Origin of the sequence: Mitsuokella apri (assembly GCF_051886055.1) — a bacterium.
Classification (GTDB): Bacteria; Bacillota; Negativicutes; order Selenomonadales; family Selenomonadaceae; genus Mitsuokella.
In genome coordinates this window covers 16,693-40,906 of sequence record NZ_JBJEXT010000039.1, presented here as the reverse complement: position 1 = coordinate 40,906, position 24,214 = coordinate 16,693, and the positions used below count along the sequence as shown (strand labels likewise).

17 protein-coding genes are annotated in these 24,214 nt (G+C 51.7%); 12 read left to right on the top strand and 5 right to left on the bottom strand.

Going from position 1 to position 24,214, the window contains the following annotated elements:
- Positions 1-87: 87 nt before the first annotated feature.
- The 6 genes from ACI4OH_RS05460 (at position 88) to ACI4OH_RS05435 (ending at position 13,673) form a co-directional block, all read left to right on the top strand.
- Positions 88-1,368, top strand: coding sequence for a replication initiation protein (locus tag ACI4OH_RS05460; RefSeq protein WP_435721775.1), 1,281 nt, complete (start codon positions 88-90; stop codon positions 1,366-1,368).
- 282 nt (positions 1,369-1,650) lie between these two features.
- Positions 1,651-7,320 carry a UvrD-helicase domain-containing protein gene (locus ACI4OH_RS05455; RefSeq protein ID WP_439784343.1) on the top strand — a complete coding sequence of 1,890 codons (5,670 nt, stop codon included), beginning with the start codon at positions 1,651-1,653 and terminating at the stop codon, positions 7,318-7,320.
- 95 nt (positions 7,321-7,415) lie between these two features.
- Positions 7,416-8,093: a hypothetical protein gene (locus tag ACI4OH_RS05450; RefSeq protein WP_435721777.1), complete on the top strand. Its 678-nt coding sequence runs from the start codon at positions 7,416-7,418 to the stop codon at positions 8,091-8,093.
- Positions 8,094-8,278: 185 nt separating this feature from the next.
- Positions 8,279-9,088 (top strand): diguanylate cyclase domain-containing protein, encoded by an 810-nt coding sequence (locus ACI4OH_RS05445; RefSeq protein WP_439784342.1) that lies wholly within the window; start codon positions 8,279-8,281, stop codon positions 9,086-9,088.
- Between the two features lie 70 nt (positions 9,089-9,158).
- A complete protein-coding gene (locus ACI4OH_RS05440) occupies positions 9,159-12,983 on the top strand; it encodes an EAL domain-containing protein (RefSeq protein ID WP_439784341.1) in 3,825 nt (1,274 codons plus the stop codon).
- Positions 12,984-13,229: 246 nt separating this feature from the next.
- Positions 13,230-13,673 carry an Hsp20/alpha crystallin family protein gene (locus ACI4OH_RS05435; protein ID WP_432646945.1) on the top strand — a complete coding sequence of 148 codons (444 nt, stop codon included), beginning with the start codon at positions 13,230-13,232 and terminating at the stop codon, positions 13,671-13,673.
- A 105-nt stretch (positions 13,674-13,778) separates the two neighbouring features.
- On the opposite strand, the gene ACI4OH_RS05430 is transcribed toward ACI4OH_RS05435, so the two are convergent.
- Positions 13,779-14,459, bottom strand: coding sequence for a Crp/Fnr family transcriptional regulator (locus ACI4OH_RS05430; protein WP_432646944.1), 681 nt, complete (start codon positions 14,457-14,459; stop codon positions 13,779-13,781).
- 205 nt (positions 14,460-14,664) lie between these two features.
- Between ACI4OH_RS05430 and ACI4OH_RS05425 the strand changes: the two genes are divergently transcribed.
- On the top strand, positions 14,665-15,804 hold the full coding sequence (locus tag ACI4OH_RS05425; RefSeq protein ID WP_435721780.1) for a S1C family serine protease: 1,140 nt from the start codon (positions 14,665-14,667) through the stop codon (positions 15,802-15,804).
- A gap of 278 nt (positions 15,805-16,082) precedes the next feature.
- Positions 16,083-16,529: a GNAT family N-acetyltransferase gene (locus ACI4OH_RS05420; protein ID WP_439784340.1), complete on the top strand. Its 447-nt coding sequence runs from the start codon at positions 16,083-16,085 to the stop codon at positions 16,527-16,529.
- A gap of 148 nt (positions 16,530-16,677) precedes the next feature.
- On the opposite strand, the gene ACI4OH_RS05415 is transcribed toward ACI4OH_RS05420, so the two are convergent.
- A complete protein-coding gene (locus tag ACI4OH_RS05415) occupies positions 16,678-17,073 on the bottom strand; it encodes a pyridoxamine 5'-phosphate oxidase family protein (protein ID WP_435721782.1) in 396 nt (131 codons plus the stop codon).
- 208 nt (positions 17,074-17,281) lie between these two features.
- Between ACI4OH_RS05415 and ACI4OH_RS05410 the strand changes: the two genes are divergently transcribed.
- Entirely contained in the window at positions 17,282-17,659 is a 378-nt protein-coding gene (locus ACI4OH_RS05410) for a winged helix-turn-helix transcriptional regulator (RefSeq protein ID WP_432646940.1), read from the top strand.
- 31 nt (positions 17,660-17,690) lie between these two features.
- Here ACI4OH_RS05410 and ACI4OH_RS05405 read toward each other — a convergent pair whose 3' ends face one another.
- Both ACI4OH_RS05405 and ACI4OH_RS05400 read right to left on the bottom strand, forming a co-directional pair.
- Positions 17,691-18,683: an AraC family transcriptional regulator gene (locus tag ACI4OH_RS05405; RefSeq protein ID WP_439784339.1), complete on the bottom strand. Its 993-nt coding sequence runs from the start codon at positions 18,681-18,683 to the stop codon at positions 17,691-17,693.
- A gap of 48 nt (positions 18,684-18,731) precedes the next feature.
- The gene (locus tag ACI4OH_RS05400) at positions 18,732-19,517 is read right to left on the bottom strand and encodes an SDR family NAD(P)-dependent oxidoreductase (protein WP_435721784.1); all 786 of its coding nucleotides are present in this window, start codon (positions 19,515-19,517) and stop codon (positions 18,732-18,734) included.
- A 225-nt stretch (positions 19,518-19,742) separates the two neighbouring features.
- On the opposite strand from ACI4OH_RS05400, the gene ACI4OH_RS05395 reads away from it, so the two are divergent.
- Positions 19,743-20,255 carry a nitroreductase family protein gene (locus tag ACI4OH_RS05395; RefSeq protein WP_432647764.1) on the top strand — a complete coding sequence of 171 codons (513 nt, stop codon included), beginning with the start codon at positions 19,743-19,745 and terminating at the stop codon, positions 20,253-20,255.
- 153 nt (positions 20,256-20,408) lie between these two features.
- Here the strand turns inward: ACI4OH_RS05395 and ACI4OH_RS05390 are convergent, their stop codons facing one another.
- Entirely contained in the window at positions 20,409-21,536 is a 1,128-nt protein-coding gene (locus ACI4OH_RS05390; protein ID WP_432647763.1) for an ROK family transcriptional regulator, read from the bottom strand.
- Positions 21,537-21,770: 234 nt separating this feature from the next.
- Here ACI4OH_RS05390 and ACI4OH_RS05385 point away from each other — a divergent pair, with 234 nt between their 5' ends.
- Together ACI4OH_RS05385 and ACI4OH_RS05380 are read left to right on the top strand one after the other, a co-directional pair.
- Positions 21,771-22,547: an SDR family oxidoreductase gene (locus tag ACI4OH_RS05385; RefSeq protein WP_432647762.1), complete on the top strand. Its 777-nt coding sequence runs from the start codon at positions 21,771-21,773 to the stop codon at positions 22,545-22,547.
- Between the two features lie 67 nt (positions 22,548-22,614).
- Positions 22,615-24,207, top strand: coding sequence for a xylulokinase (locus ACI4OH_RS05380; RefSeq protein ID WP_439784338.1), 1,593 nt, complete (start codon positions 22,615-22,617; stop codon positions 24,205-24,207).
- Positions 24,208-24,214: the final 7 nt, after the last annotated feature.

Here is a 24,214-nt window from a genome sequence, read left to right as displayed (position 1 = left end):
AAAGATCTTCAGGATATTGCCATGAAACTATGAAAGCCTTGAAAAGTTTCATAGCTTCAGGTAGAATATCTTTAAGAGGTGAAAGCGATGGCTGATACAGTGATTAAGAAAGTTGACGAACGTGCCTTAGTTCGTCAATCAAATGAGCTAGTCGAAGCAAATTACAAGCTCACATTGGCAGAACAAAAGGTAATCCTGAATTTTATTGCCCAAATCGATACCACAAGAGAAAATTTTACGGTGAACCGTATCAATGCAAAGTCCCTGTCAGATGCGTGCGGCTTCAATGCCAAGTCCGGATATTGGCAATTGCAGGATGTCATAAAGAAGCTTTTGACGCGTTCTATTATCCTGCAGCATCGCGATGGCTCGGGGTGGTATGGCTCCCATTGGGTTCAGTCGTGTGAGTATGTCACGGGAAAAGATGGAGATAGCGACTGTGCCTATGTCGAGTTTAAACTCGATGAACGGCTTTGTCCTCATTTTCTGCAGCTTCGGGAACGATTCTTAAAGTCCGACTTAAAAAGCTTAATCGCATTTTCGCATGTCTATAGTACTCGCTTCTATATGATTTTCAAAAATCGGATCAAGATAGGACATGCACGATTTACATTTCAGGAGTTATGTAAGATACTGGAGCTGCCACAGTCTTATCAGAAGAAGACGACGGATCTGAAAAGTCGGGTCATCAAAGTCGCTGTTGAGGAAATCAATGAGAAAGCAGACATCACGGTAGAATATGCTTATTACAAGCAAGGGGGGCGGGCTCATGTCGGTGTTGACTTTACCTTCTATGAAAAGTCGAAGCAAAAGGCAGTGCCTATTTCAGAACGTCCTGCTCAGTCTGAGGAACTTGATGACGAAGCGCAGAAGATGCTGGCTCGTTTGATGAATCCTGACCGCTGGAATGTCACGGAGAAGATGGCGCGGCAGCTCATCAAGGATTATCCGCTTTCTTTGCTGGACGCGAATCTTCGCTATGCTTATAAGTACCGCAAGAACAAAACGTCCTTAGGCGGATGGCTGATTTCCTGCATCCGCAACGATGAGGCCGGAAGGGAGCAGGCGCGCGTCGCGGCGAAGAAGGCGGAGGAAAAGCGGCAGCATGAGAAAGCAGCGGAAGCAGCGGATCTCAAGCATGGCATTTTTGCGGAGCCGGATGAAGCCGCGAAACGCGTGGAAACGACATACGAGATCCTCGACAACGCCGTCAAAGAATCGAATGAGCTGGGCACATACACGATTCTGCAGGTGAAAAAATATTTGTCGGATGGCATGGATGAGAAAGCAGAAAAACTCCTGCAGATGCATCAGCTGACGCTCTCGGCGTTCCGAGAGAAGTACCTGCCGGAAGATAAAAGTAAATGAATTGGCCAAGGATAATGGTCTGGCGTTCTGAGTTGGATTGCTTGACGAAACTTATTTATATCCTTACAGCTCCGCATTTTTGCGGGGCTTTTTTGTGTTGGCAGGGAAAACGGTATCTTGAGTCGAAATTGTTTTATAAGACTTAAAAAAGAAATTAGTGTGTCTTCTTGCAGGAGGATAAACGTGCGGACGAAACAAGTAAATGGTCCTGCAGGAAGATGCGCAAAAGAGGTGCCGCCTCTGGAAAAAACGGCGAACAAGAATATGAGGGGAAGTGGGTTTATGTGGCTGGCAAAATTGCAGATGGAGGTTTTTCGATTTCCGACGGACGGCGTCAAGATGGTCGCGAAGGTCGTGAATCCTCACTATGCCGAAGTCATTAAACGGAAACTGTTGGAGCAGGGAATTGAGGCGGAAATCGGCAAGTCGCTTGATGTGACGAATGACCTTTCTCTGCGCGGTTTAAGCGAGGGGGCAAAAACATTTTTTCAACGGGAGCAGCTGGCGAGACATGCCGGCTGGAGCCGTTCTGTGCGCGATAATCTGGAAAAATGGATTGCGGCCGGCGGGCTGCAGGATGAGGATGAAGTCGTCAAACGCTATCAGCCGTTTTTTCCGAAGAGGGTCTGGCCGTATTTTGAGGAGCTCGTGCTGACGACGTATCGTTATATCTGCAGCCGGATGAATCCTGACGTCATTGCCAAGGAGTTCATGCAGGATTTTTATGATTTGACGGAGGGGAAGTGTCTGCGTATCTGCCGCTGCTACGATGAGGAGACGCATCTTCTCGTGGAACAGGCTGTGCGCGCAGAACTGCCGGAGCACGATTTTTGCTGGCTTGACTGCAAGGGCGTCAATTCATCGGACGCAGAGAAGGAACTCGTAAAACACATTTTGCCGGCCAAGGGGCAGGATGAAAAAGAAAACGAACTCTATGATTCTTTATCGCGTTGGCTCAACCGCTATCGGAATCATTATCAAAATCCTTCTGACCTTGAGAACGCCTTTGCTTATCATGTGGAAGAAATGAAGCTGTCATCAAATCTGGCCAAAGTCGCCGCGATGATCTGGAAGCGCTATGTCGTTTGCAGGGAAATGAAGAAGCAGGAGATTGCGGTCAATCATCTGCGCAGTTCCAATCTGCAAGGCATGCTGGAAGATTATTTTCATATGGATATTCATGGCGGTGTCGAGCTGAAAGAAGGAGCCCGTCAGGCGGCCGCGAAAAAATGGCTGCGCAAACAGAGGGAAGAAGCGGAACAGAAGAAAAAGGCGGCGGACAAAAAGGATAAGAGTGACTTTCATATCAAGGATGATATGGCGGAACTTAAGAAGCTGGTAAAAGCGGCCGTGCCGGCAAAAAAGGCAGACAGCACGGAAAAATCCGTTCAGGGAAATCATGCCGCACGTCCGGAAAGTCTCATTAAGGACAGCCGCGCTTATCTGCTGCAGATTTTAAAGGGCATGCCGCTTGGAAGTCAGCTCAGTCAGGAAAAGCAGGCAGCGGAGAATTTTACAGAGGCAAAACTTGCCGGCGTGCGCAGGGAGACGGCTGACTTTCTCGCGTATGCGAATGCGCAGAAAGTCGATATCATCAGCCGTCTGCAGTTCTTTACGGAGCAGCAGAGCAAAAAAATTCGTACGCATAAGCAGCTGACGAATGCCCTGCTTCATCAGGAGATGATTCCTTCGAGCTACAAGCTGCTGCTGCACGATATTTTTGCGCATATGCCTAAAAAATCCGAACCGAAGGCCAAGAACAGCCATTACCTCAAACGTCTCAATTATATCAATCAGGCAAACGGCGGCAAAAATAAGCAGGAGGTAAACGAAAGCGGCAAGGAAAAGTCGGATTTGTCAGCATCGCAGCCAGACAGTCAGGATGCTACTGCTGTCGATAAAAGTCAGCTGTTTGAGGAGGTACTGGCCGGGGAGCGTGCGTATTTTGCCGGTGACCATGCAGAAGGCAGGAAGAAAGAACTGCCTTTGACGGAGCCTGAGGCCATGCAGGCTTATACGGCGCTGATTCACTGCCCCCTGCAGACTCCTGCGGATGCGTATCTTTTTGCGGCTTCGGCAGCTCTGCTCTTTGCGTACAGCCGTCAGCAGCAGCAGGTTTCTCCTGCATATCTGTCGCAGCCGCTCGGCCGTCTGAAGCAGGCGAAAGTCATTGAGGCCAATCCCAATATCTGCACCTACGCGAAGGATTTCTTTTATCTCGTGGTTTACGGACTGCGGTTTCAGATTGGCGAGGCCCCACCGGAGGCTGCGGCTTCGCCGCTTGTGACTCTTTTGCGTCAGGATGATGAGGTCGATGCCTGTAAAGAGCCGTTTGTCGCTTGGCAACGGGCACTTCATTGTCAGCGTGAATGCGGACAGGCCGAAGTGACGGAAAAAATCGAAGCGGACCTGAAACGGCTGGCAGACGCTATGGAGCGGGGACAGGCCTCCATGACCGAAGAGGGCGTTGTCTATCACTGGGGGCCGGACCTTGAGGCCGAGGTCCGCGCGAACAGGCCGCTTGCTTATCTTTTAAAGGAAGAGGCCGCAGGGAAAGAGTGCGCGCGTTTCCGCAATCCCGAAGAAGCGGCAATCATCCGCGCTTTTCTGCAGCTTGCTTTTCCGGACCGGCCGTTTGTCATTTTGGACAGAGAGAATGTACCAGAGAAGACGCTGGCTGCTTTCAATCAGACATGGCCGGCTTACGGTGTCTACGATGTCAGCAAAAAAAAGCATTTTCTGCTGGCCACGGCCCGCACGCAGGAAATGGCGGAGCAGATTGCGGCTCTCTTTCATCAATACAAGAACCGCATGTATAAAGCCGTGCCCGTGAGTCAGGAACGCGAGTCGGAAATCGCGGCGTATCATGGCGTTGTGCCCGAGGCGATTCTCCATCTGACGGGCTTTGTCGACCCGCAAAAGACCCTTTATGAAGAAATCTATGACTTTCTCATGGAGGATGGTTCGGCTGTCTACATGAAGGCGCTGTTTGAAAAGTACTACGCGCTGTTCCCCGTGAAATGCAGGAAAAATGTGCGCGGTGAAATCCGCTCCTTTATGTTCCATATCTTCAAGCGCGTCCGTTATGAGGCAGAGTATGTTGTCCAGGAAGATGCCAGCAGAATTTTGACGGAGCCGAAGTGGCAGGAATATGCGGTGAAGGTTTTCCGCGGCGAGAAAGCAGCAGAGCTCGGCCCTGCAGAAGAGTCCGAAACGAAGGAACAGCCGGCAGAGTCCGACAAGTCCGACGAAAGTCACGAAGCTTCTCAAGACGAGCAGGACAGTCTTGCGGCAAGGACCGGCTCTGCCGCAGAAAAAGCAGAAGAAAAGGGCGAGCAGGAAGAAAAACAGGGGCTGCAAAATGGAAAAGAGGCAGAAGAGGCCGCTTCTTCTGAGGAAAGTGACATAGGGAAAAGCAGGAAAGAAAGTTCAGAACCCAGGGAAAAGTCAGCGGGCAGACTGCGCGTGCCGAAAAAGCATAAGGAACATGTTGAGCTGTTCCGCGGCATTCAGTTCGACAAGCATATTTTCCGCCATGTGCCGGCCGCGTATCAGGAGCGGTTCCGGCGGACGTTTGCCAAGCGTCTTGAAAAGATGCAGTCCATCTTCAACGGCGAGCACAGGGCTGCGGGCAACGACTTCAAGATGGTCGCGGGCGCACATGGCAAACGCGTTTTTAAGCGGCGCATCGGCGACCACCGCCTCAGCATGGTCTACAAGGACGGCATTTTGACGCTGTTGGCACTCAGCAGTCACGACCGGCAGATGGCCGATATTCGCAAAATCCGCGGCAAGAGCATTGGCTATGTCTACTACGATACGGCTGACTTTCTGCATCAGCTCGATGCGTGGCAGGAAAAGGGCGAACGCAAGCATATTTCGCTCGGCGATTACCTTGCGACGCCGACGCATTTTGTCTTTGATGAGGACCAGAAGGCCATTATCGAGAGCACGGAGAAAGCCGAAAATCTCTCGGTCATCGGCAATGCCGGTGCGGGAAAATCCGTCGTCGGCCTCAAATGGCTGCGCGAGGAACTCAAAGAGCCGCATCATGATGCCCTCTATCTGACAATGTCGGAAAACCTCGCCTATACGCTTGCCTTTACCTTTGACAAAGAGCAGATGGAGCAGGGCAGTTCCCTGCCCTCAAAAGCCGAAATCCGCACGACATTTGACTTTCTGCGCGCAGAAGTCAAAGAAGCCTATCCGCAGATTCCGGAACAGAAGCTCTTGAATGCCGCGCAGAGTTTTGCTGAATTCGTCAATTTCTGGCAGGCCGAGGTCGACTGGACGCAGTTCTGGAATCACAAGGACAAGGCCTTTGCGAGCCAGACAGAGGAAATGACGCGGCTTTCGGCCTGGCGCGAGATTCACGGCATCATCAAGGGAGCCGTGCCCGAGGATGTCGATTATCACCGACTCGATAAAATCCGGCCGAATCTTTCGGAGAACGAGTATCAGAAGCGGCTGCAGCAGGAAAAGAAGGCCAGCCGCAGTACGGTGCTCTGGGAGACGACGCTTTACCGCGTTTATGAGAAGTATCAGGCTTATCTGCACCGTCACGGGCTTTTTGATGACAATGATATGGCAAGGCTGCTGCTGCGGAAAAAGCGCAGACATGTCAAGAAATACGGTGCAGTCTTTGTCGACGAATGTCAGGACCTCACGCAGATGGAGCTTTTGGCGATTTTTCATCTGCTGGACGGCACGCGCCGCAAGCGCATGGCGTCGGACCGCTGCCAGATGGTGCAGCCGACGTACTTCGATGAAGGCTGGATGCGCACGGCGTCGAACGACTACGACCGCGCACAGGGCCGCAAAATCGAGGAGATGGGCCTGAGGCCGCGCTTCCTTCATTACAATTACCGCTCGAGCCGCAGCATCATCGAGTTTCAGAATTACCTCGTGCAGTATTTCCGCAGAGGGGGCCTCTTGACGCTGCGTCAGGATGAGCTGAAGGAAATTGCCGTGCCGCCAATGACGGCAAGCGGCATGAAGCCTGTCTGGGTCATGGCAAGTGACAAGAACCGCGAACACCTTATTCACGACCTTTGGCGCAAAGTGCCCGCAAGTGACCTGCAGACGATTTTTGCCTTTGCCGGTTCGCAGTCGAAAAAGGATTTTCCGCTGACAGCCGAGGATGCCGTGACGGATATCATTCACTGCAAGGGCATGGAGTATCCTTCGGTGCTGCTCTACAATATCCTGTCGGAGACGCGTGACAATCCGGCTCTGGCGTGGAAGTATTTTTACGTCGGCGCGACACGCGGCAATGCCTGTCTGATCATCTACGAAGAGGCAGCAAAGCCGGGCACGAAGCTCTATGAATTCCTCGAAGATGCCGCGATCGAAGGCCTGATCGACTATACGGACGACCTTCTCGGCAAGGCCGACTACGGCGAGATGACGTGGCTCGGTTATCTTTATCAGAGCATCCATGAAAATACCGATGAAAATCGCATGGAGACGGCCGAAAATGCCCTGAACTTTGGCCAGTACGAGCTGGCCCTGAGCATTTACGCGGCCGAAGGCAAGGACGAGAATATGATTGCCTACTGCCGCGGACGCGTCAAAGAAAGTCACGGCGACTACAAGGCGGCCCTGCAGTCGTATGCGGGCCTCGCCCCCGACTGGTCGAACCGCGGCCGCACGCGGCAGAATGCTGCCGAGACCATGCTGACGCGGCCGGACGTAGAAGGCCCCGAGTTTTTGGCGGCCTTCTGCCTGACGGGCAGGGGCATGCAGGATTTTGTCCTTCAGGCGAAGGAAGCCTGGCAGTACAAATACGGCGAAGTGAAGAGCAGTCATTTCTATACAGCTTTGTATGAAGCTCTGCAAAATTATCCGTTCCTTACAAGAGCCTTTGCCAAATGGACGTGGCAGAAAGAAGCCACCATCGAAAAGGCCGGCGAAGCCATCGCGGCAGCCGCTGACTTATGGCCGCTGACCTGACAATTAGACAAGAGCGCAAAAAAGCACAAATATATGCATCAATCCATGCAGGAATTCATGCAAGCACAGAAGATAGAAGAAAGTAGGAAAGCACTATGTCATTTGATACAAAAGAAGACCTCGCCCATGTCTGCGAGTCGGTCATCAACTACCAGAAGGGGCTCGAGGAAATCGAAAAATACATCGGCCGTCTCAATGAGTATGTCGCAAATCTTGATAAGGAGCTCAAGGAGACGGATGCTGCGGGAAAGTTTGCCGCGTACGGCCAGTCTCTGGCAGAATTACAGGAGAATGCCGAGAAAGTCAAAGAGCTCACGGAAAGCCTGCGCGACGGCGAGCGCGGAATTTTCTCGGAATCGCGTGTCATCAGCAAATTCAATTATAATGTACGCCATTTTGAAGATGCCATGAAGGCCTTCAACCAGCGCGTTGACAGCCTGAGCCAAAAGCTTTACAACAAGGACTTCAACAACGCGATTAAGGCCATGAATACCATCGCTGAGGACTCGAAGCAGTCGGCCACGTATGAATACCGCCATGTGACGAGCCACGACTACGATATCCTCATGCACGAATATGAGGAGTCGCTCAAGAAATGCAAGCAAAAGGGTATTGTCACGCGCTACCTCGCGGCCATGACCGAAACACTTGTCGAAACGAAACTCAAGCGCGGGGAGTTTGAATCGCTGCAGCGGCTGACGGAGAAAATGCTGCACAGTGACACGAAATCCCTGCAGAAATTCCTTGAAACCGTACAGAATGAGAAGGACTGACCGATGTAAAAAGATGAAAAAGTCCAGCGCTGGACTTTTTCAGTTTGTGGTGTTTGGCAGCTGCCGCTATTGACCGTTTACAAGCAAAACAAATTGTAATAAACTGAAACTGTCAAATAAGCAAGGCAGATAGACGTAAGAAAGATGATCACGATGGTGTTTTGACAATAGGATGGTTGGTTGGCATGAACAGGAAGAACGAGGCATCGAGAGAAGAGGTCATGAATCTTTTCCCCGGCGGCGTGGTTTTGATCTCCAAGGATGCAGAAGAAAAGATATTAGCCGTAAATGACAAAGTCTGTACTATGTACCAGTGTGCATCAAAAGAGGAGTTCCTTGCCCTGACTGGCGGGACTTACCGCGGTATGATGAAAGCGGATGCATACGTGCCGCTGGCAGAAATGTACGCAAGGCGGGCCAAAGATGTTGAGGACGACCCGAAACTGTATCATTTTTTAGTGCGGTCCAAGGAAGGTCATTTCCGCCGGCTCGAAGTGCTGTTATCCCCAATCGAGGATCCGCAGTATGGCCCGGTGTGGTCGCTGCATATCATGCCAAACCGCATACGCGAAGAGGCCTTGGAAACGGACCATATCACAGGCCTGATCGGACGGTATGCTTTTTACAAGAGGGCTTTGGCCGTTGCAGCCGTGGATAAGGAAAAAGGGATACTCGGACGTCATGTACCGGTTTATATCAATCTGACGAATTTTAAACTGTATAATGCCAATCATGGTCTGGAGGCAGGCGACGAGCTCCTGCGCAAGCTGGCCAAATGCCTGCGGAAGCAATTTCCTGAGACGCTCATGGCGCATCTTTCGGCGGATAATTTTGCCATGCTGGCGGAACGGGCAGATCTTGAAGAGAAATTATTGGCACTGTCTGATGATTTTCGTGCCCAAAATGATGATCCTTCGGTTGCTCTTAAAGCAGGAATTACTTTGTATGAAAATCTGGCGCTGAAAAAAACAGGTCAATCCGCGTCAGAGCTTTGATGCGGCCAAGATTGCGGCCGATTCCATCAAGCAGGATGCCAGCCGCGTCTATGCCATCTACACGGAGGATATGGGGCAGCATCTTGCTGAAGCCGCTTACATTCTGCGTAATTTTGAGCAGGCCTTGCAAAAAGGCTATATCAAGGTCTTTTACCAGCCCGTCGTGCGTACGCTGACGGGAAGGCTCTGCAGCGTGGAGGCTCTGGCCCGTTGGGTAGACCCTGAGAAAGGGCTTCTGAGTCCCGGACAGTTCATCCCTGTGCTCGAAAAATCCCGTCTGATACCAAAGCTTGACTTCTATGTCATCGAGCAGGTAGCGAAACTAATCCGTTTCCAGATTGAGAATCAGCGCCCGCTCCTGCCCATCTCGGTCAATCTGTCGCGCGTGGATTTTGACAGCCTTGACCCCGTGGCTGAAGTCGAGAAAATCGTCGAGCGCTACCAGCTGCCGCGCAGCCTTCTGCGCATCGAGATTACAGAAACGACATTGGCCATGAACGGGAAAAAGCTCCGGATGGAAATCCAGCGCTTCCGCAAGGCTGGCTATGAATGCTGGCTCGATGATTTTGGCAGCGGTTATTCCTCACTCAATGTGCTGCAGCATTTTCAGTTTGACGAAATCAAGCTCGATATGTCTTTTCAGAAGCACTTCAATGAGGAAAGCAGAAAAATCCTTCGTTCGCTCGTGCTCATGGCCAAAAATCTCGGCATCCATACGCTGGCTGAGGGTGTGGAGACGAAGGAGCAGGCAGACTTCCTCGCTTCGATTGGCTGCGAGAAGATTCAGGGGTATTACTATGCCAAACCGCTGCCTTATGAAGCCTGCCACCGTTTCTGCTATGAACAGAAATTGATTTCAGAAAAACCGACGGAAGCAATGGTCATGGAAAAGGCCGGTCTTATCAATGTGATGACCGATCTTCCGGTCGCTGTATTCTGGTACGATGGCAAAGATAAGGCACAAAGCCTTTGGGAAAACCGCGCCTTCAGAAAAGTTCTGTATTCTACGGTAAACTTAAAGATCCATGGGAACAGGCGGGTCATGGAGCTCACCAAAACACCGGTCCTGCGTCAGTTCAAAGAGCTTCTGGATACGTCCATCCAAACGGGGAAAGAAGAAGTCCTGACGTATGTGTATAACGGCCAGTACATGAAAATCAAGGTGCAGATGCTTGCCGGCGGTCCCGGCATGCATACGGGCAAGGCGGAGCTCTATAATATTACATTTGACAGCTCGTTCCGCAATACACACAGGCTCGATAAAATCTCTCATTATCTGCTGCAGGTCTATGACGGCTTTTATTTGTACCGCGGCAGCAAGGATGAAGTTGAGGTCATCAGCTCGCTTCATGCTGTCGGCTTGACGGGAAAAAGGATTTCCCGCCGGCAGTGGATGACGCTTGAGGAGTACATCCATCCGGATGACAGACAGCGGTTCCTCTCCTGGGTCGCGCCGCGGATTCTCTACAGGCAGGCACAAAAGTCGGGCCGCTCTCTTGCCGTCGGCATGTTCCGCGTCCGCCGCGATGATGGGAATTATTACTGGCAGGAATTTGATGCACTGGCTCTTGGCCAGACTGCCGAAGGGAATATCCTGTTTTGCATCAAGGATGCGCCTATGGAACGCATTAAGGATCGGGAAAACGTGCTGCCCCATTTTCTCAAGAGCTTTGGCATTGCAGCAGCACTTCCTGTCGCAGGCGGCAGTAGAATTGACCCGTCTACGGTCTTTCATACTATTAAGAATTCACGGGAGATCAAGTTCTTTTGGAAGGACACTGAAAGGAGATTTGTGGGGGCCAGCCGCGCCTTTCTCGATTATTACGATATTCACGATGAGGCGTCTATCCTGGGCAAGACGGATGAAGACATTGGCTGGCACGTGGATATTGAACCCTATAAAAACATCGAAGAAAAAGTCCTGCAGAATGGCATTTCTTCCTATGGGGCCTTGGGCAGATGCATCATCCGCGGCCGTCTGCATACCATTCGCGCGACAAAGGTACCACTTTATCGAGGCAATCGGATCATTGGCCTCATGGGCTATTTCGAGGACCTCGATCAGGAGGAACGTGCCTACGAAAATGACATGAAGCTCGGTTTGATTAATCGGGAAACAGGTCTTGCCGGTTTCCGCGGCATAATTTTGGCTGGCTTAGAGTATTATGGCAATTACGAACGGAAGCAGGAAGACTTTATCTGTATTTTGTTTCACGTTCCGAAACTCAATGAAACCGCGCAGATTTACGGTCATGAGACATATGAAGCCCTGCTGGCCAGGATCAGCCGCATGATGGAGCGGCTTTGCACGCTTGACGATGTCATCGGTTATCTTGGCAATGGGAAATACCTGCTGTTCATGAAGTATAAAAAAGAAGCAAGGCTTGATGACCGTCTGCTGCGCCTGGCAAATAAGATTCATGGTATCCGTGAAGTCCGTGGGCATTCCATCACGCTGTATCTGCAGTGGTCTGCGGCTTATGGCTCGGAAGCGGGCAATCTCAATGGACTTCTGCAGCTCCTTTATGAACGTCTGGACGAGGCAGAGCAGCAACGGTACGGTCAGTCCATTTACGTGGGCGACCGCATTGCCTTTGACCGTGAAGCTTTTGATACGAGCGACCAGAATGTCATGATGAGCCGTCTTGACAATAATGAATTGCTTTATGTCAACAAAGCAGGTCTGCGTGACCTTGGCCTGCCGGAGGACTTTGACTATCGCGGCATGACCTGCCATAAACTTCTCTGCGGCCTTGATTATCCCTGCCCGGACTGCCCGCAGTCCATGCTGCGCCGCGACCGCTTCTATACGCGCACATATCATAATCGGAAACTCGGGAGAGACTATCTCATCCAGCACATCCTCGTTCCGTGGCGCGGCAGGAACTGTCATCTTGAAATGGCGACGAATCTCCATCAGTATATGAAAAATGAAATTGAGAAGAACGAGATTCTCTTCAAGGAAATGGCCGTCAACGATGCCATTGAAATCGGCCTGCGCGAGGAAGATCCTTCGCTTGGCATCCAGAATATGCTGGCCCGTGTCGGCGAAATCCTCGAATGTGAAAAAGCCGATATTATTGAGGAAATGCCGGATGACACCGTCAGCAATACGTATGAATGGTGCCGTGAAGGCATTCCTTCAACGAAAGCGGAGCTGCAGCATATCCCGCGTGAGGATGTACAGTTCATTTATGACAATTTCAACACGGACCAAATCGCCATCATTGAAGACGTGGATAAGTTTCTTCATAAATGCGGCAGGGCAAAACCGCATATGAAAGGACTCAAGAGTTTCATTTCCGGTCATTTGATTTTTGCCGGTCAGTCCATCGGCTATACGGAAATCGTCAATCCTTCCGAGAAAATCCTGAAGGAAGCAAGTCCGCTGCTGGCGACGCTGACACGCTTCCTGTCCATCCTGATCCGCAACCGCGACAACGTACATCGCCTGAGTCAGATGAGCTACGTTGACGTTATGACGGGCACACAGAACCGCAGAGGCTTCTTGAAATACGCGATGAACCTGCCTGCCGGCAGGCAGACGGCCTTTATTTTCGGCGACATGAACGGACTCAAGTACATCAACGACCACTATGGCCATAAGGCCGGGGATAAAGCCATCCGCATGGCGGCCAATCTCATGAAGGAAATGGTCGGCACGGGCAATGTTTTCCGCATGGGTGGGGATGAATTTCTCATGGTCATCAGCGATATGGACAAAGAACAGGCTGAAGAACTCATCCGTCATATGAAGAACCGGTTTAAGAATTGTCATCTCAGCATGGCTTTTGGCGCAGCCGTGCAGACTACGCCAGTTCAGAATGTCGATACCATCATCACGGAAGCCGATGGCGAGATGTATAAGGACAAGAAACATCCGCGCAAGTCGTAAGGGTAAGAAAAAATAGCATACCAGATAAAAAAGAGAAGTCCGCGGCGGCTTCTCTTTTTTATTTTTTTCTTTTTGACTTATTGACTTTTTGACCAATATGAGTATAATAAGAACTGTAGCGAGGATGAAGGGCCTGAGAAAAGAAAAAGCAAGGTCCAAAGTTCTCAGCACGATGAACAAATGGTTTTGATTCACCCCTGAGCAAACGCTCAGGCAGCATCGAGACGCTGAAAGGGGTTTTTGATTATGTTTGGTTTGGTTCCATTTGTTTCCAATAACGATCTTCAGAAAGAGGACAATGTATTTGACCGCCTCATGAATGCTTTTGATGAGCCGTTCATGCAGGATTTCCATACGCCGGATTTCAAAGTCGATGTCAAGGATAATAAGGACAGCTACGACCTCATGGCTGAGCTGCCGGGCCTGAAGAAGGAAAATATCTCCCTGACTTATGATAATAACTACCTGACGATTGCCACGAAGAATGAGCAGTCCGATGATGAAAAAGATGAAAAGGGCAATTATGTCCGCCGCGAGCGCAGCCAGAGCAGCATGAGCCGTTCGTTCTACATCGATGATATTGATGAGACGAAATGCACGGCCGACTACAAAGACGGTGTCCTGACCGTCCATATGCCGAAGCTGACCGAGACGCGCCCAGCTGGTCATACCATTGCAATCAATGGCTAATAGCCATTTGATTCCATAATAAACTTCCCTCAATTTTCTCTCCCTCCAATAGAAAGGCGGGAACCGCAATCCCCAAGCGGTTCCCGCCTTTTTTATCTCTTCTGGTTAATCGTGTTTCAGGAAGAAACGCCGTCCCTCAATGCGCAGCAGGCCTTCATCCTGCATGAGGCCGAGTTCGCGCGACAGGGCACTGCGGTTGACACCGAGGAATTCGGCCATGGCCGTCGTCGTGAGCTTGACGAGGATGGAGCCGTCTTTAGCGTGCGGCAGACCGCTGAGAAAGATGCCGATGCGATCGCGCAGTTTTTTCTGGCTCAGGATGCGGACTTTGTAGTTCTGGTAGATGTTCTGACGGGCGAGACCGTGGATGAGGTTCATCGCGAGGTGGTACTGGATGCCCGTAAGCGCTGCTTTTTCCTGATGCATGGCCGAAAGGTCAACGAGCAGGACGATGCTGTCGGTCAGGGCTTCGAGCTGAATCGGGCTGTGCGGCGGCTGCACGCAGCCGAGGGCCTCGCCGTAGAGCTTGCCCGCGTCAAAGCGGTTGATGCTGATTTTCGCGTCGTTCTCGTTGATAAAGGAGCCTTCGATGCTGCCGGAAAGGACGATGCCGGCATAGCGGAACGGCTCGTCGAGCTGCTGCAGGATTTCGTGCTTTTTTAGATGCACGGCTTTTCCACGCAGAAAAGTCAGGGCCTCCTCGTACTGACTGGCCGGAATTCCTATGAGCAGCGGGCAGGCAGCGAGAACTTTCTCGTATTTTTTGATAATCTTCGTTTCTTCCATGCAAAATTCACCCTTTTTCATTTTGTTTCCCTAAAGAAATCGTATCCTTTTCATAAAGGGAATGTCAATTCTATTTTTGTCACCACGATGACAGAAATCACAGGCAAAATACGCTATACTATACATGTGGCAGAAAACAGCCCCTTCTTCGGATGCCGGAAAGGCAGGATGAAGAGACTGAAGAAAATGGATGGAGGGGTTCTTCATGAAATCGTTCTTTAATTTGCTCCAAAGCAAAAAAAATAAAAAATTGGCTGTAGCACTGGCCGTGGCCCTGTCGGCCGCGACATTTGCGGGCTGCTCGTTAGGCTCGTCTTCAAGCTCAAGCAGCAGTTCCTCGGGCAGTTCGTCCGCCGCACAGCAGCAGGCAGCCAATTATGATAATCTCTCGGATGCCCGCAACACGCCGACTGTCCGCGCCGCAAAGGCCGTCGGTCCGGCTGTCGTCGGCATCACGAATAAGGCCGTGGCGCGCGACTGGTTCAACAATCCGGTACAGAGCGAGGGCGTCGGCTCGGGCGTCATCTTCAAGAATGACGGCGGCAAGAGCTACATCGTGACGAACAACCATGTCGTCAAGGGCGCCAGCGAGCTCATCGTCTCGCTCGCCGACGGCCGCAGCCTCAAGGGCACGCTCGTCGGCACGGATGAACTCACGGACCTCGCGGTCGTCAGCGTCGACGACGGCAATCTGACGACGGCTGACTTTGGCGATTCGGACCAGATTGTCGTCGGTGAGTCCGTCATTGCCATCGGCAACCCGATGGGCCTTGAGTTCCAGGGCACGGTAACGCACGGCGTCATCAGTGCCCAGAACCGCACGCTCGGCGATGGCGATGAACGCGTCAAGCTCCTGCAGACGGATGCCGCCATCAACCCGGGCAACTCCGGCGGCGCGCTCGTCAACATGGACGGCAAGGTCATCGGCATCAACAGCGCGAAAATCGTTGCGAACGGCGTCGAGGGCATCGGCTTCGCCATCCCGTCGAATACGGTCCAGAACATCGTCGATGCCATTATGGCCAAAGGCTATGTCGCCCGTCCGTACCTCGGCGTTTCGATCTTCGACCAGCAGACGGCAGCCCGCTACGGCTATCAGCTCAATATCAAACAGGGCATCTATATCTTCCAGGTCGTTGCAGGCAGCCCAGCTGACAAAGCCGGCCTGCAGAAGGGCGATGTCGTCCTCAAAGTCGACGGCGCTGAAGTCAACAGCGTCAACGACATGCGCGCCAAGATTGCCGAGCATAAAGTCGGCGACACCACGACCCTGACGATTGAACGCAACGGCCGCGAAAAGACCGTCGACGTCACGCTGAAAGAAGCACCGAAGGATAATCAGTAATCCGTAAAATATAGGCTTCGCAGTCCTCACTGGACAGGCCGAAGCATCCCGTTAAAAAGGCGGCTGTATGAGTTTTTTCTCATGCAGCCGCCTTTTTGTGTCGTGAATATGGCAAAAAGTCCAGTACTGGACTTTTTCGATTTCTATGGAGTGATTTTTCCAATTAAATTGGAAAGAATTAGTTACTCAATAATTTATTAGTAAATTGATATTCCGCAGTTTTTCTCTTATCATGATAGACGTTACATGGATTTGAGCAAAGGAAAGAAGGCTGCTTTATGACAGAGAGAGTTTACGAGACGAAGGATTATTTGACATTGACGAAGTTTTTCCATGACTGCGGCATGGAGGTCGAGCCGAGTGCCGAAGTGCCCGCGGATATCGAGATGGTCAAGATGTGGCGCGTGGATGATGAAGAGGGCAATCTTCTGGCTGCCGCAACCTTGGAGATTCGCGACGGCGTTTATACGCTCGGTGACCTCGGCGTGCGTGAGGACCATCGCCGTTCGGGCTACGGACGCCGCCTGCAGCAGATTGTCTTTGACGAGGCGCGCCGCCATGGCGTCAAAAAGCTCTGGTGCAGCGGCAAGGTGCCGAAGTACTACGAGAAAATCGGTTGGCATCTTGAGGATTGGGATAGTTCGCCAAATATCGCCCGCAACTGCACCGGCTGCAGCCGCCGCAATAAAACGTGCTTCCCGGCAATTCTGACGTATGATTTATAATCGGCCAAAAGGCCGCGGGACAGGGGCATCCTGTTTCGCGGCCTTTTTAATTATATTTTGAGCAACAAAAAATGCTGCCCAGAATGCATTGGACAGCATAATCATGAGGATGTATCTTAGACAGGATATTCAGGAGAGAGAAGGGGAATCAGAGTTCCTTCTTGTTGTCCGGACCCGGCGTCGTGACGATGACTTTTTCCGGAATGATCTCAACAGCACCTTTGGCCGTAACCGCGCCTTTGAACATCTCTTCGACGACTTTCTTGAAGTTGTCTACGACAGCACCGCTCTCGATGTATTTGGCATGGCCCTTGATCTGATAACCCGTGAGATGTGGACCGTCAAAAGCGGAGACGGCGATGCGGCCGTTGGCCTTGATGTTCTTCAGCGTCGTCTCGAGGAAAACGTCGCCGATGAGCAGATGGCCTTCATCCGTGATGTCTTTAAAGGCAACCGGTACAACATTTGGCTCGCCTTCGGGGCTGACCGTAGCGAGGTCCCAGAGAGAACTATTCAAAAGTTTTTTGACTTCATCATTTAACATGAAAACTTCCTCCTTCAAGAGTGACAGCAGATTTTCTTTACGCCACTTATCATAGCAGGGCTTCTCGTCATTTTGAAGATATCGCGAAATTTATAAGTCACTATTTAATTTCAGAGCATATGGAGAAAATATGGGTACCGACCTATAATGAAGGAAGAACGTAAAAAGCGCGAAACTTGAAATTCAAAATTCGAAGGAAGGACTTATCATGTATCAGAAGAAATTGGAAGAAGATATCCGCTGCCCCCTCGAATACGGCCTGCATGTATTTGGCGGCAAATGGAAGTCGCGCGTCATCTGCGTGCTCGCGGCCAAGAAGACGCTGCGCTACAGCGGCATCCGTAATGAGATGAAGAATATCACGGACGCCGTACTGGCGGCCACGCTCAAGGAACTCATTCGGGATGACCTTATCGTGCGCAAATCCTACGACGAAATCCCGCCGCGCGTGGAATACTCGCTGACGGAAAAGGGCGAGTCGGTCGTGCCAATCCTGCAGAGCATCTGCCGCTGGTCGGGCCTGTTCTATAAGGAAGACAGCGAAAACGTCATGACGCAGTGCGAACGCTGCGACTATCGCAATTGAAAAGGCTGAAAAAGTCCAGTGCTGGACGTTTTCAGTTTTCTTTGTTGTGGTCGTGGCGATACTGACTGACGCTTTTGCCGGTCCAAATGACAAAGGCGCGCAGGAAGGAATTGAGTTCGGCGTAGCCGAGCAGGAAGGAAATGTCGAGATTGCTCATATCGGTATGGCAAATGTAGTGAATCGCGAGAGTCTCACGGGTGCTGCTAAGCTGTTTCTGGAAGGTTGTCTTTTCCTCGCTGAGCTTGCGCTGCAGGGTCCGCTTGGAAATGCCGAGCTTTTCCGCGACCTCTTCGATGCCGTAAGCGCCGCCGGGCAGCATCGAGGCCAGGGCGCTGCGAACTCTTGCCGACATGGAATCATCCACCGTGAGTTCGGCCAGACGTTTGTTCATCTCGGGCTCAAAATAACTCCACATGGCCGGATTGAAGCTGACAAAAGGTTTGTGCAGTTCTGCCAAACGAAATGAAATGGCATTTTCCTCGCCCTGCTGGATGGGAATGCCCGCGAGGTCGGACAAAGCGTGGCTGGCAGGGAGATGTTTCACCTGCAGCTTGAGGGGATGCATATCGGTTTTTGAGGCACGGCGCAGCATGCCGATGAGGAAGGCAAAGTCCGACTGCACGAGGATGGAAGGGAGCTCGAGCTCCGGACTGCCTGCTTCCATGGTGACCGTAAGCTCGTTTTTCTCTTTTGTGATGTGCCAGCTCATTGGCCCGATAAGTTTTTTATAAGCAGAGAGCCTTTCAATGCAGGCCTCGCCGTCTTTGCTGCACCAGGAGGCAAAAATCGGTGGGGAAAATGTTTCAATCTGCTCCTTGGACGCCAGCTGCAGCAGAGGTGCCTCCTTGCCAAGGGCGTCGCCAATGGCCTCTAGAAAGCGGTAATAGCCCGCTTCCGTCATCGTGATGGTCTTGTGGTTTAACGTATCTTCCGGCAGTCCCGCGCGGCGCAGGATTTCGGTGGCATCGAGCTGCAGGGCGCTGAGAATGGCCTTGTAGTTGCCATCTAATATAAAATGGTTCATATACGTTCCTCTATTTCAGGGCTGACAGAGCTGCCTCTTGGCAGATTGTCAGTCTTTATTATTCTGCTGGTCGTAGACCATGTCCATCATCATTTTCTTCGGCAGGATCGGCGCAATTTTCATCATCGGTTTCTGATAGCCCGGCAGGCCGCTCAGGACATTGAGCTCGCCAGCAAGCATGCCGTTATAACCGTCTCGGGCTACCGGCATCGGGGCAACGGTATTCTGGAACATTTTCGTGTCGGAAAGGCCGCCTCTCTTGGCAAAGCCCGTCGTCATGGCACCAGGCTGCAGGGCCGTCACCGTGACGCCCGTGTCCTTGAGCTCGCGCCAGATGGCATTCGAGACACTCGTGAGATAGGCTTTTGTTGCGTAATAGACAGCCTGCAGAGGGCCCGGCAGGATGCCCGCCGTCGAACTGACGTTGAGCACACGGCCTTCGCCGCGCTGTACCATGTCCGGCAGGAAGAGCTTCATCAGGCGCGTCGGCGTCTCGATGTTCACGGCAATCATCGCCATATCTTCTGCCATCGTACGCTCCCGCGTGAAATCGCCCTGACCGCCAAAACCGGCGTTGTTGATGAGATAATCAACCGTCCAGCCATGCTTATGGCAGGTATCGTAGATTTCCTGTGCTGCTTCCGGCTTCGAGAGGTCTGCGGCAATCGTTTCGACCGTGATGGGATACTGGCTGCGAAGCTCTTCTGCCTGTTTCGCCAGTTTTTCCAGACTGCGGCCGACAAGAATCAGGTCGCCGCCATGCTCTGCATGAATTTTTGCAAGGCAGGTGCCGAGTCCGCCGTAAGATCCCGTAAGTAAAGCTGTATTCGTCATTTCGCATTCTCCTTTATTTTAGGCTTTTCTTTCGTGCCTGTCATCTCTGTCGCTGTATTGTTGCTTTCGATGCTTTTATGATACCGGAAAAAGATGCCAGAGGATACATCATGATGTGCCACTTAGCACATCATTTTGTGCCAGTTTAAAAAGTACGGAAAAGAGACTGGTAAACAGGATTTTGCTCCTGCATGGCGAAAGGATAAAGACAAGGAGGGATTCGTCATGGAATTTACGGATGTCATAAAAAATCGTTATTCATGCAAAAAATTTAGCGATAAAAAGGTACCGCAGGAGGCACTTGCGGCGGTGCTCGAGGCTGGACGCCTCGCACCGACAGCGAAGAATCTGCAGGAGCAGCATATTTATGTGGCGCAGAAGCCGGAGACGCTGGCCGTCATCGATGCGGCGACGCCGTGCCGCTATGGGGCAGGCACCGTGCTGATTGTGGCGTACGACCGCAATAACGTATTCACTTATCCAGGAGATAAGCATGATTCCGGCGTTGAGGATGCAAGCATCGTCGCAACGCATTTGATGCTCGCGGCAGCCAATGCAGGGCTCGATGGCTGCTGGGTCAACTTCTTCGACCCCGAGAAACTCGCCAAGGCCCTCGGCCTGCCGGAAAACGAGAGCATCCTGATGCTTCTTGACCTCGGCTACAAAGCTGAAGGCGTCAAGCCATTGCCAAACCATGCGAAGAGAAAACCTTTGAGCGAGACCGTCACATATTTGTGATGACCAATTGCATTTTCTAAATAAGCGATAAGCACCAAAAAGAGGCTGCCGCACGTAACTGTGCAGCAGCCTCTTTTGTCGTTCGGGCATGGCAGCGAATTATTTTTCCATTCATTACCTGACATTCCTGAAAAAGTCCAGCACTGGACTTTTTCAGATTTTCTCGAGAAATTTCTGGATGTAGGGCAGAGCCGCGCCGATGGCGATGTTGTGCTTGGGCATGCGGCTGAGCTGTAAAAAGTCATGGGCTTCGGGAAATGGCGTCTTCGAGGCGATTTCTTTGTAGAGATAGTCGATGTCGGCCTGCTGCAGATAAGGGGCAAGATATCCGCCGAGGATGAAGGTCTTGTCGTAAATCAGGTGCAGCAGATTGATAGCATGGGCCAGATTTTTCAGATAGGTGATCCAGATTTCCTGTGCCTTGAGGTCTGCGGCGTGGACTTTGTCGAAAAAGTCATCGAGATGCTCAAGGTCGCAGTGCAGCGCGCGCAGGGAACACTTTGTCTCAAGGCAGCCGCGCTGGCCGCAGTAACAGAGCTCTCCCTGCGGGTCAATCTGCATGTGTTCAATGGTCGCACTGTGTCCATGCATGCCCGTGATGATTTTGCGGTCGAGAATCAGGGCTGCGGCCAAGTGGCGGCTCAGGGAAAGATAGAAGGCGTCTTTGAGGTCCGGCGCGGCCCAGAGTTCGGCGATGGCCGCGCTGTTGGCATCGTGGAAGAAGCGGCAGGGGAACGGCAGGTATTTTGTCACGGCAGAGACTTCAAGCCCCGTGCAGTTCAGGATTTTGCCGTAGATGACTTTTTTGCCGTCGGGAGAAATCAGGCCCTGCATGGCAAAGCCAACACCGAGTACCTGCGCATCCGTCAAATGGCAGGCTTCCTGGAACTCCAGAATGTGCTGGCAGACTTTTTGGAAATAGGCATCCGTGTTTTCAAAGTCCAGTGCAAAGACATCGCGGTGGATTTTCCGGCCATAGAGGTCTACGGCAATGGCCTTGACCTGCCGGCTCAAAAGCTCTACGCCAATGCTGGCACGGTAAGTCTCATTGACTGCATAGGCATTGGCCTTGCGCCCGACAAGCTCCGTATCCATCTGGCCGGCTTCTTTGACGAGCCCTTCTTCTTTTAAGGCAGTTAAGTTCGTCGTCACGGTAGGCCGGCTCAGATGCAGGTCGTAGGCAATGTCCTGCTGCGAAACATTTTCCTTCTGATAAATATATTGGTAGATGCGCTGACGGTTTGTCTGACGGATCTCGGATGGTGTAATGCTCTTTTTCATAGGAAGACCCTCTTAATTTTGTAAAATGATTTTGTAAATCTATAGGTATCATTATAACAAAGCGGGAAGGAAAAAGCCAGTCAGCGATGACTTTTTTCTGTATTCGATGGGATTCGACGTATTTATTTATTTTATTTTATAAAATGGCTTGACAAAACTACAAAGTAGGATTATCATATAAACAGATTTGAAAAATGATTTTACAAAATGTAAATACAGAAAGGAAGATGTATCATGGGTATCATCGAAAAAATGAAATTGACGGGCAAGAAAGGTTTTGTCACGGGCGCAGCCCGCGGTATTGGCAAGTGCACGGCCACGGCTTTTGCAGAGGCTGGCGCTGATGTCGCCATCGTTGACCTCGACATCGAGACGGCGAAAAAGACGGCTGCTGAGATTGCAGAGAAGACGGGGCAGAAAGTCATCGCCATTCAGACGGACTGCACGAACAAGGAACAGGTCGACGCCATGGTCGACGAAGTCGTCGAAAAGCTCGGCGGCCTGAATTTCTGCCATAACAACGCCGGCATCTGCATCAATGCACCGGCTGAGGAAATGACGTATGAGCAGTGGCTCAAAGTCATCAACATCAACCTCAACGGCATTTTCCTGACGGATATTGCAGCCGGCAAATACATGCTGACGCATGGCGGCGGCTCCATCATCAACACGGCTTCGATGTCGGCACACATCGTCAACGTGCCGCAGCCGCAGTGCGCTTACAACGCTTCGAAGGCCGGTGTCATTCAGCTGACGAAATCCCTCGCGATTGAATGGGCCAAGAAGGGCGTCCGCGTCAACTGCATCAGCCCGGGCTACATGGCTACAGAACTCACGATGAACTCCCCGACGCTGATTCCGCTCATCGAGAAATGGAATGCGATGGCACCGATGGGACGCATGGGCAAGCCGGAAGAACTCGAATCCATCTGCGTTTACCTCGCTGGCGATACGAGCACGTTTACGACGGGCACGGACGTCATCGTGGATGGCGCATTCACCTGCTTCTAAAAAAACAGCAGGGCAGCAGCTTGAGATTTTCAGCTGCTGCCCCGCAGAAAGGAAAAGGAACAATCTTATGACTGCGAAAGAGGCTATTGTAAAAGGACAGACGGCACTCGGCATCGAATTTGGCTCGACGAGGATCAAGGCGGTTCTCATTGATTATGCCGGCACGGTGCTTGCTGTCGGCATCCATGATTGGGAAAATTCATTTGAAAATGGCATTTGGACCTTCCATCTGCAGGAAATTTATGACGGCCTTCGCAGCTGCTATCATTCTTTGAAAAAAGCCGTTCAAGACGAATATGGGATTACGCTTACGAAAACAGGCTCTATTGGCGTCAGTGCCATGATGCACGGCTACATGGCCTTTGACCGACAGGGAAAACTGCTGGCACCATTTCAAACCTGGCGCAATACCAATACGCAAAAAGCAGCGGATACTTTAACGGATTTATTTCATTTCAACATTCCGCTGCGCTGGACCGCAGCGCATCTTTATCAGAGGATTCTCGATCAGGAAGAGCATGTTTCTCATATTGACTATGTTTCAACGCTTGCCGGCTTCATTCACTGGCAGCTGACGGGCGAAAAAGTCATCGGCATCGGCGATGCTTCGGGCATGTTCCCTGTCGACCCTGTTGCGAATGATTATGTTGAAAGCATGGTGCAGAAATTTGATGACCTGCTCAAGCCGTATCATTTTTCCTGGCAGCTCCGTGATATTTTTCCGAAAGTTCTGGTCGCCGGCGACAAAGCCGGTGTGCTGACGAAGCGGGGAGCAAAGCTTCTCGATGAAGAAGGGGACTTGCAGGCCGGCATCCCATTCTGCCCGCCGGAAGGCGACGCAGGCACGGGCATGACGGCGACGAATGCTGTAGCACCGCGCACGGGCAATGTTTCGGCCGGTACGAGCACATTTGCCATGATTGTCCTCGAGCAGCCCCTTAAAAAGCTGCATCGTGAAATCGACATGGTGGCCACGCCGACAGGGGCTCCATGTGCGATGTCGCATGCCAATAACGGCACGACAGACCTCAATGCCTGGGTTCATCTCTTTGGCGAATTTGCTGCCTTGATGGGGCATAAGGTGAGCACTGGAGAATTGTTCACGAAACTTTATACGAATTCCCTGCAGGGTGAGGCCGATGCCGGCGGACTTCTGCCGTACGGCTATTATTCCGGGGAAAATATCACGATGATCAACGAGGGACGGCCCATTTTCCTGCGCACGGCGAAAAGTCATTTCAATCTGGCGAATTTCATGCGCGCGCATCTCTATACGTCGCTCGGTGCCGTCAAGATTGGTCTCGATATCCTGCGCGATGAGGGCGTGCAGGTCGACCGCATCATGGGACATGGCGGCTTCTTCAAGACAAAGGGTGTCGGACAGCTTTATTTGTCGGCAGCCTGTGAAGCTCCGGTCACGGTCATGAACACGGCCAGTGAAGGCGGTGCCTGGGGCATTGCCCTGCTTGCGGCTTATCTTGTCGACAGGCAGGAAGGGGAAACACTCGGCGATTATCTCGATAAACGCATCTTTACGAAGTTGGACGGCGATACCATCAAGGCCTCGCCGGAGGAAATCGCTGGATTCCAGACCTTTATGCGTCATTACCGCAGCGGTTTGGATGTCGAAAAAGCTGCCATTGCCGCGCTGGATTGGTAACGGATGA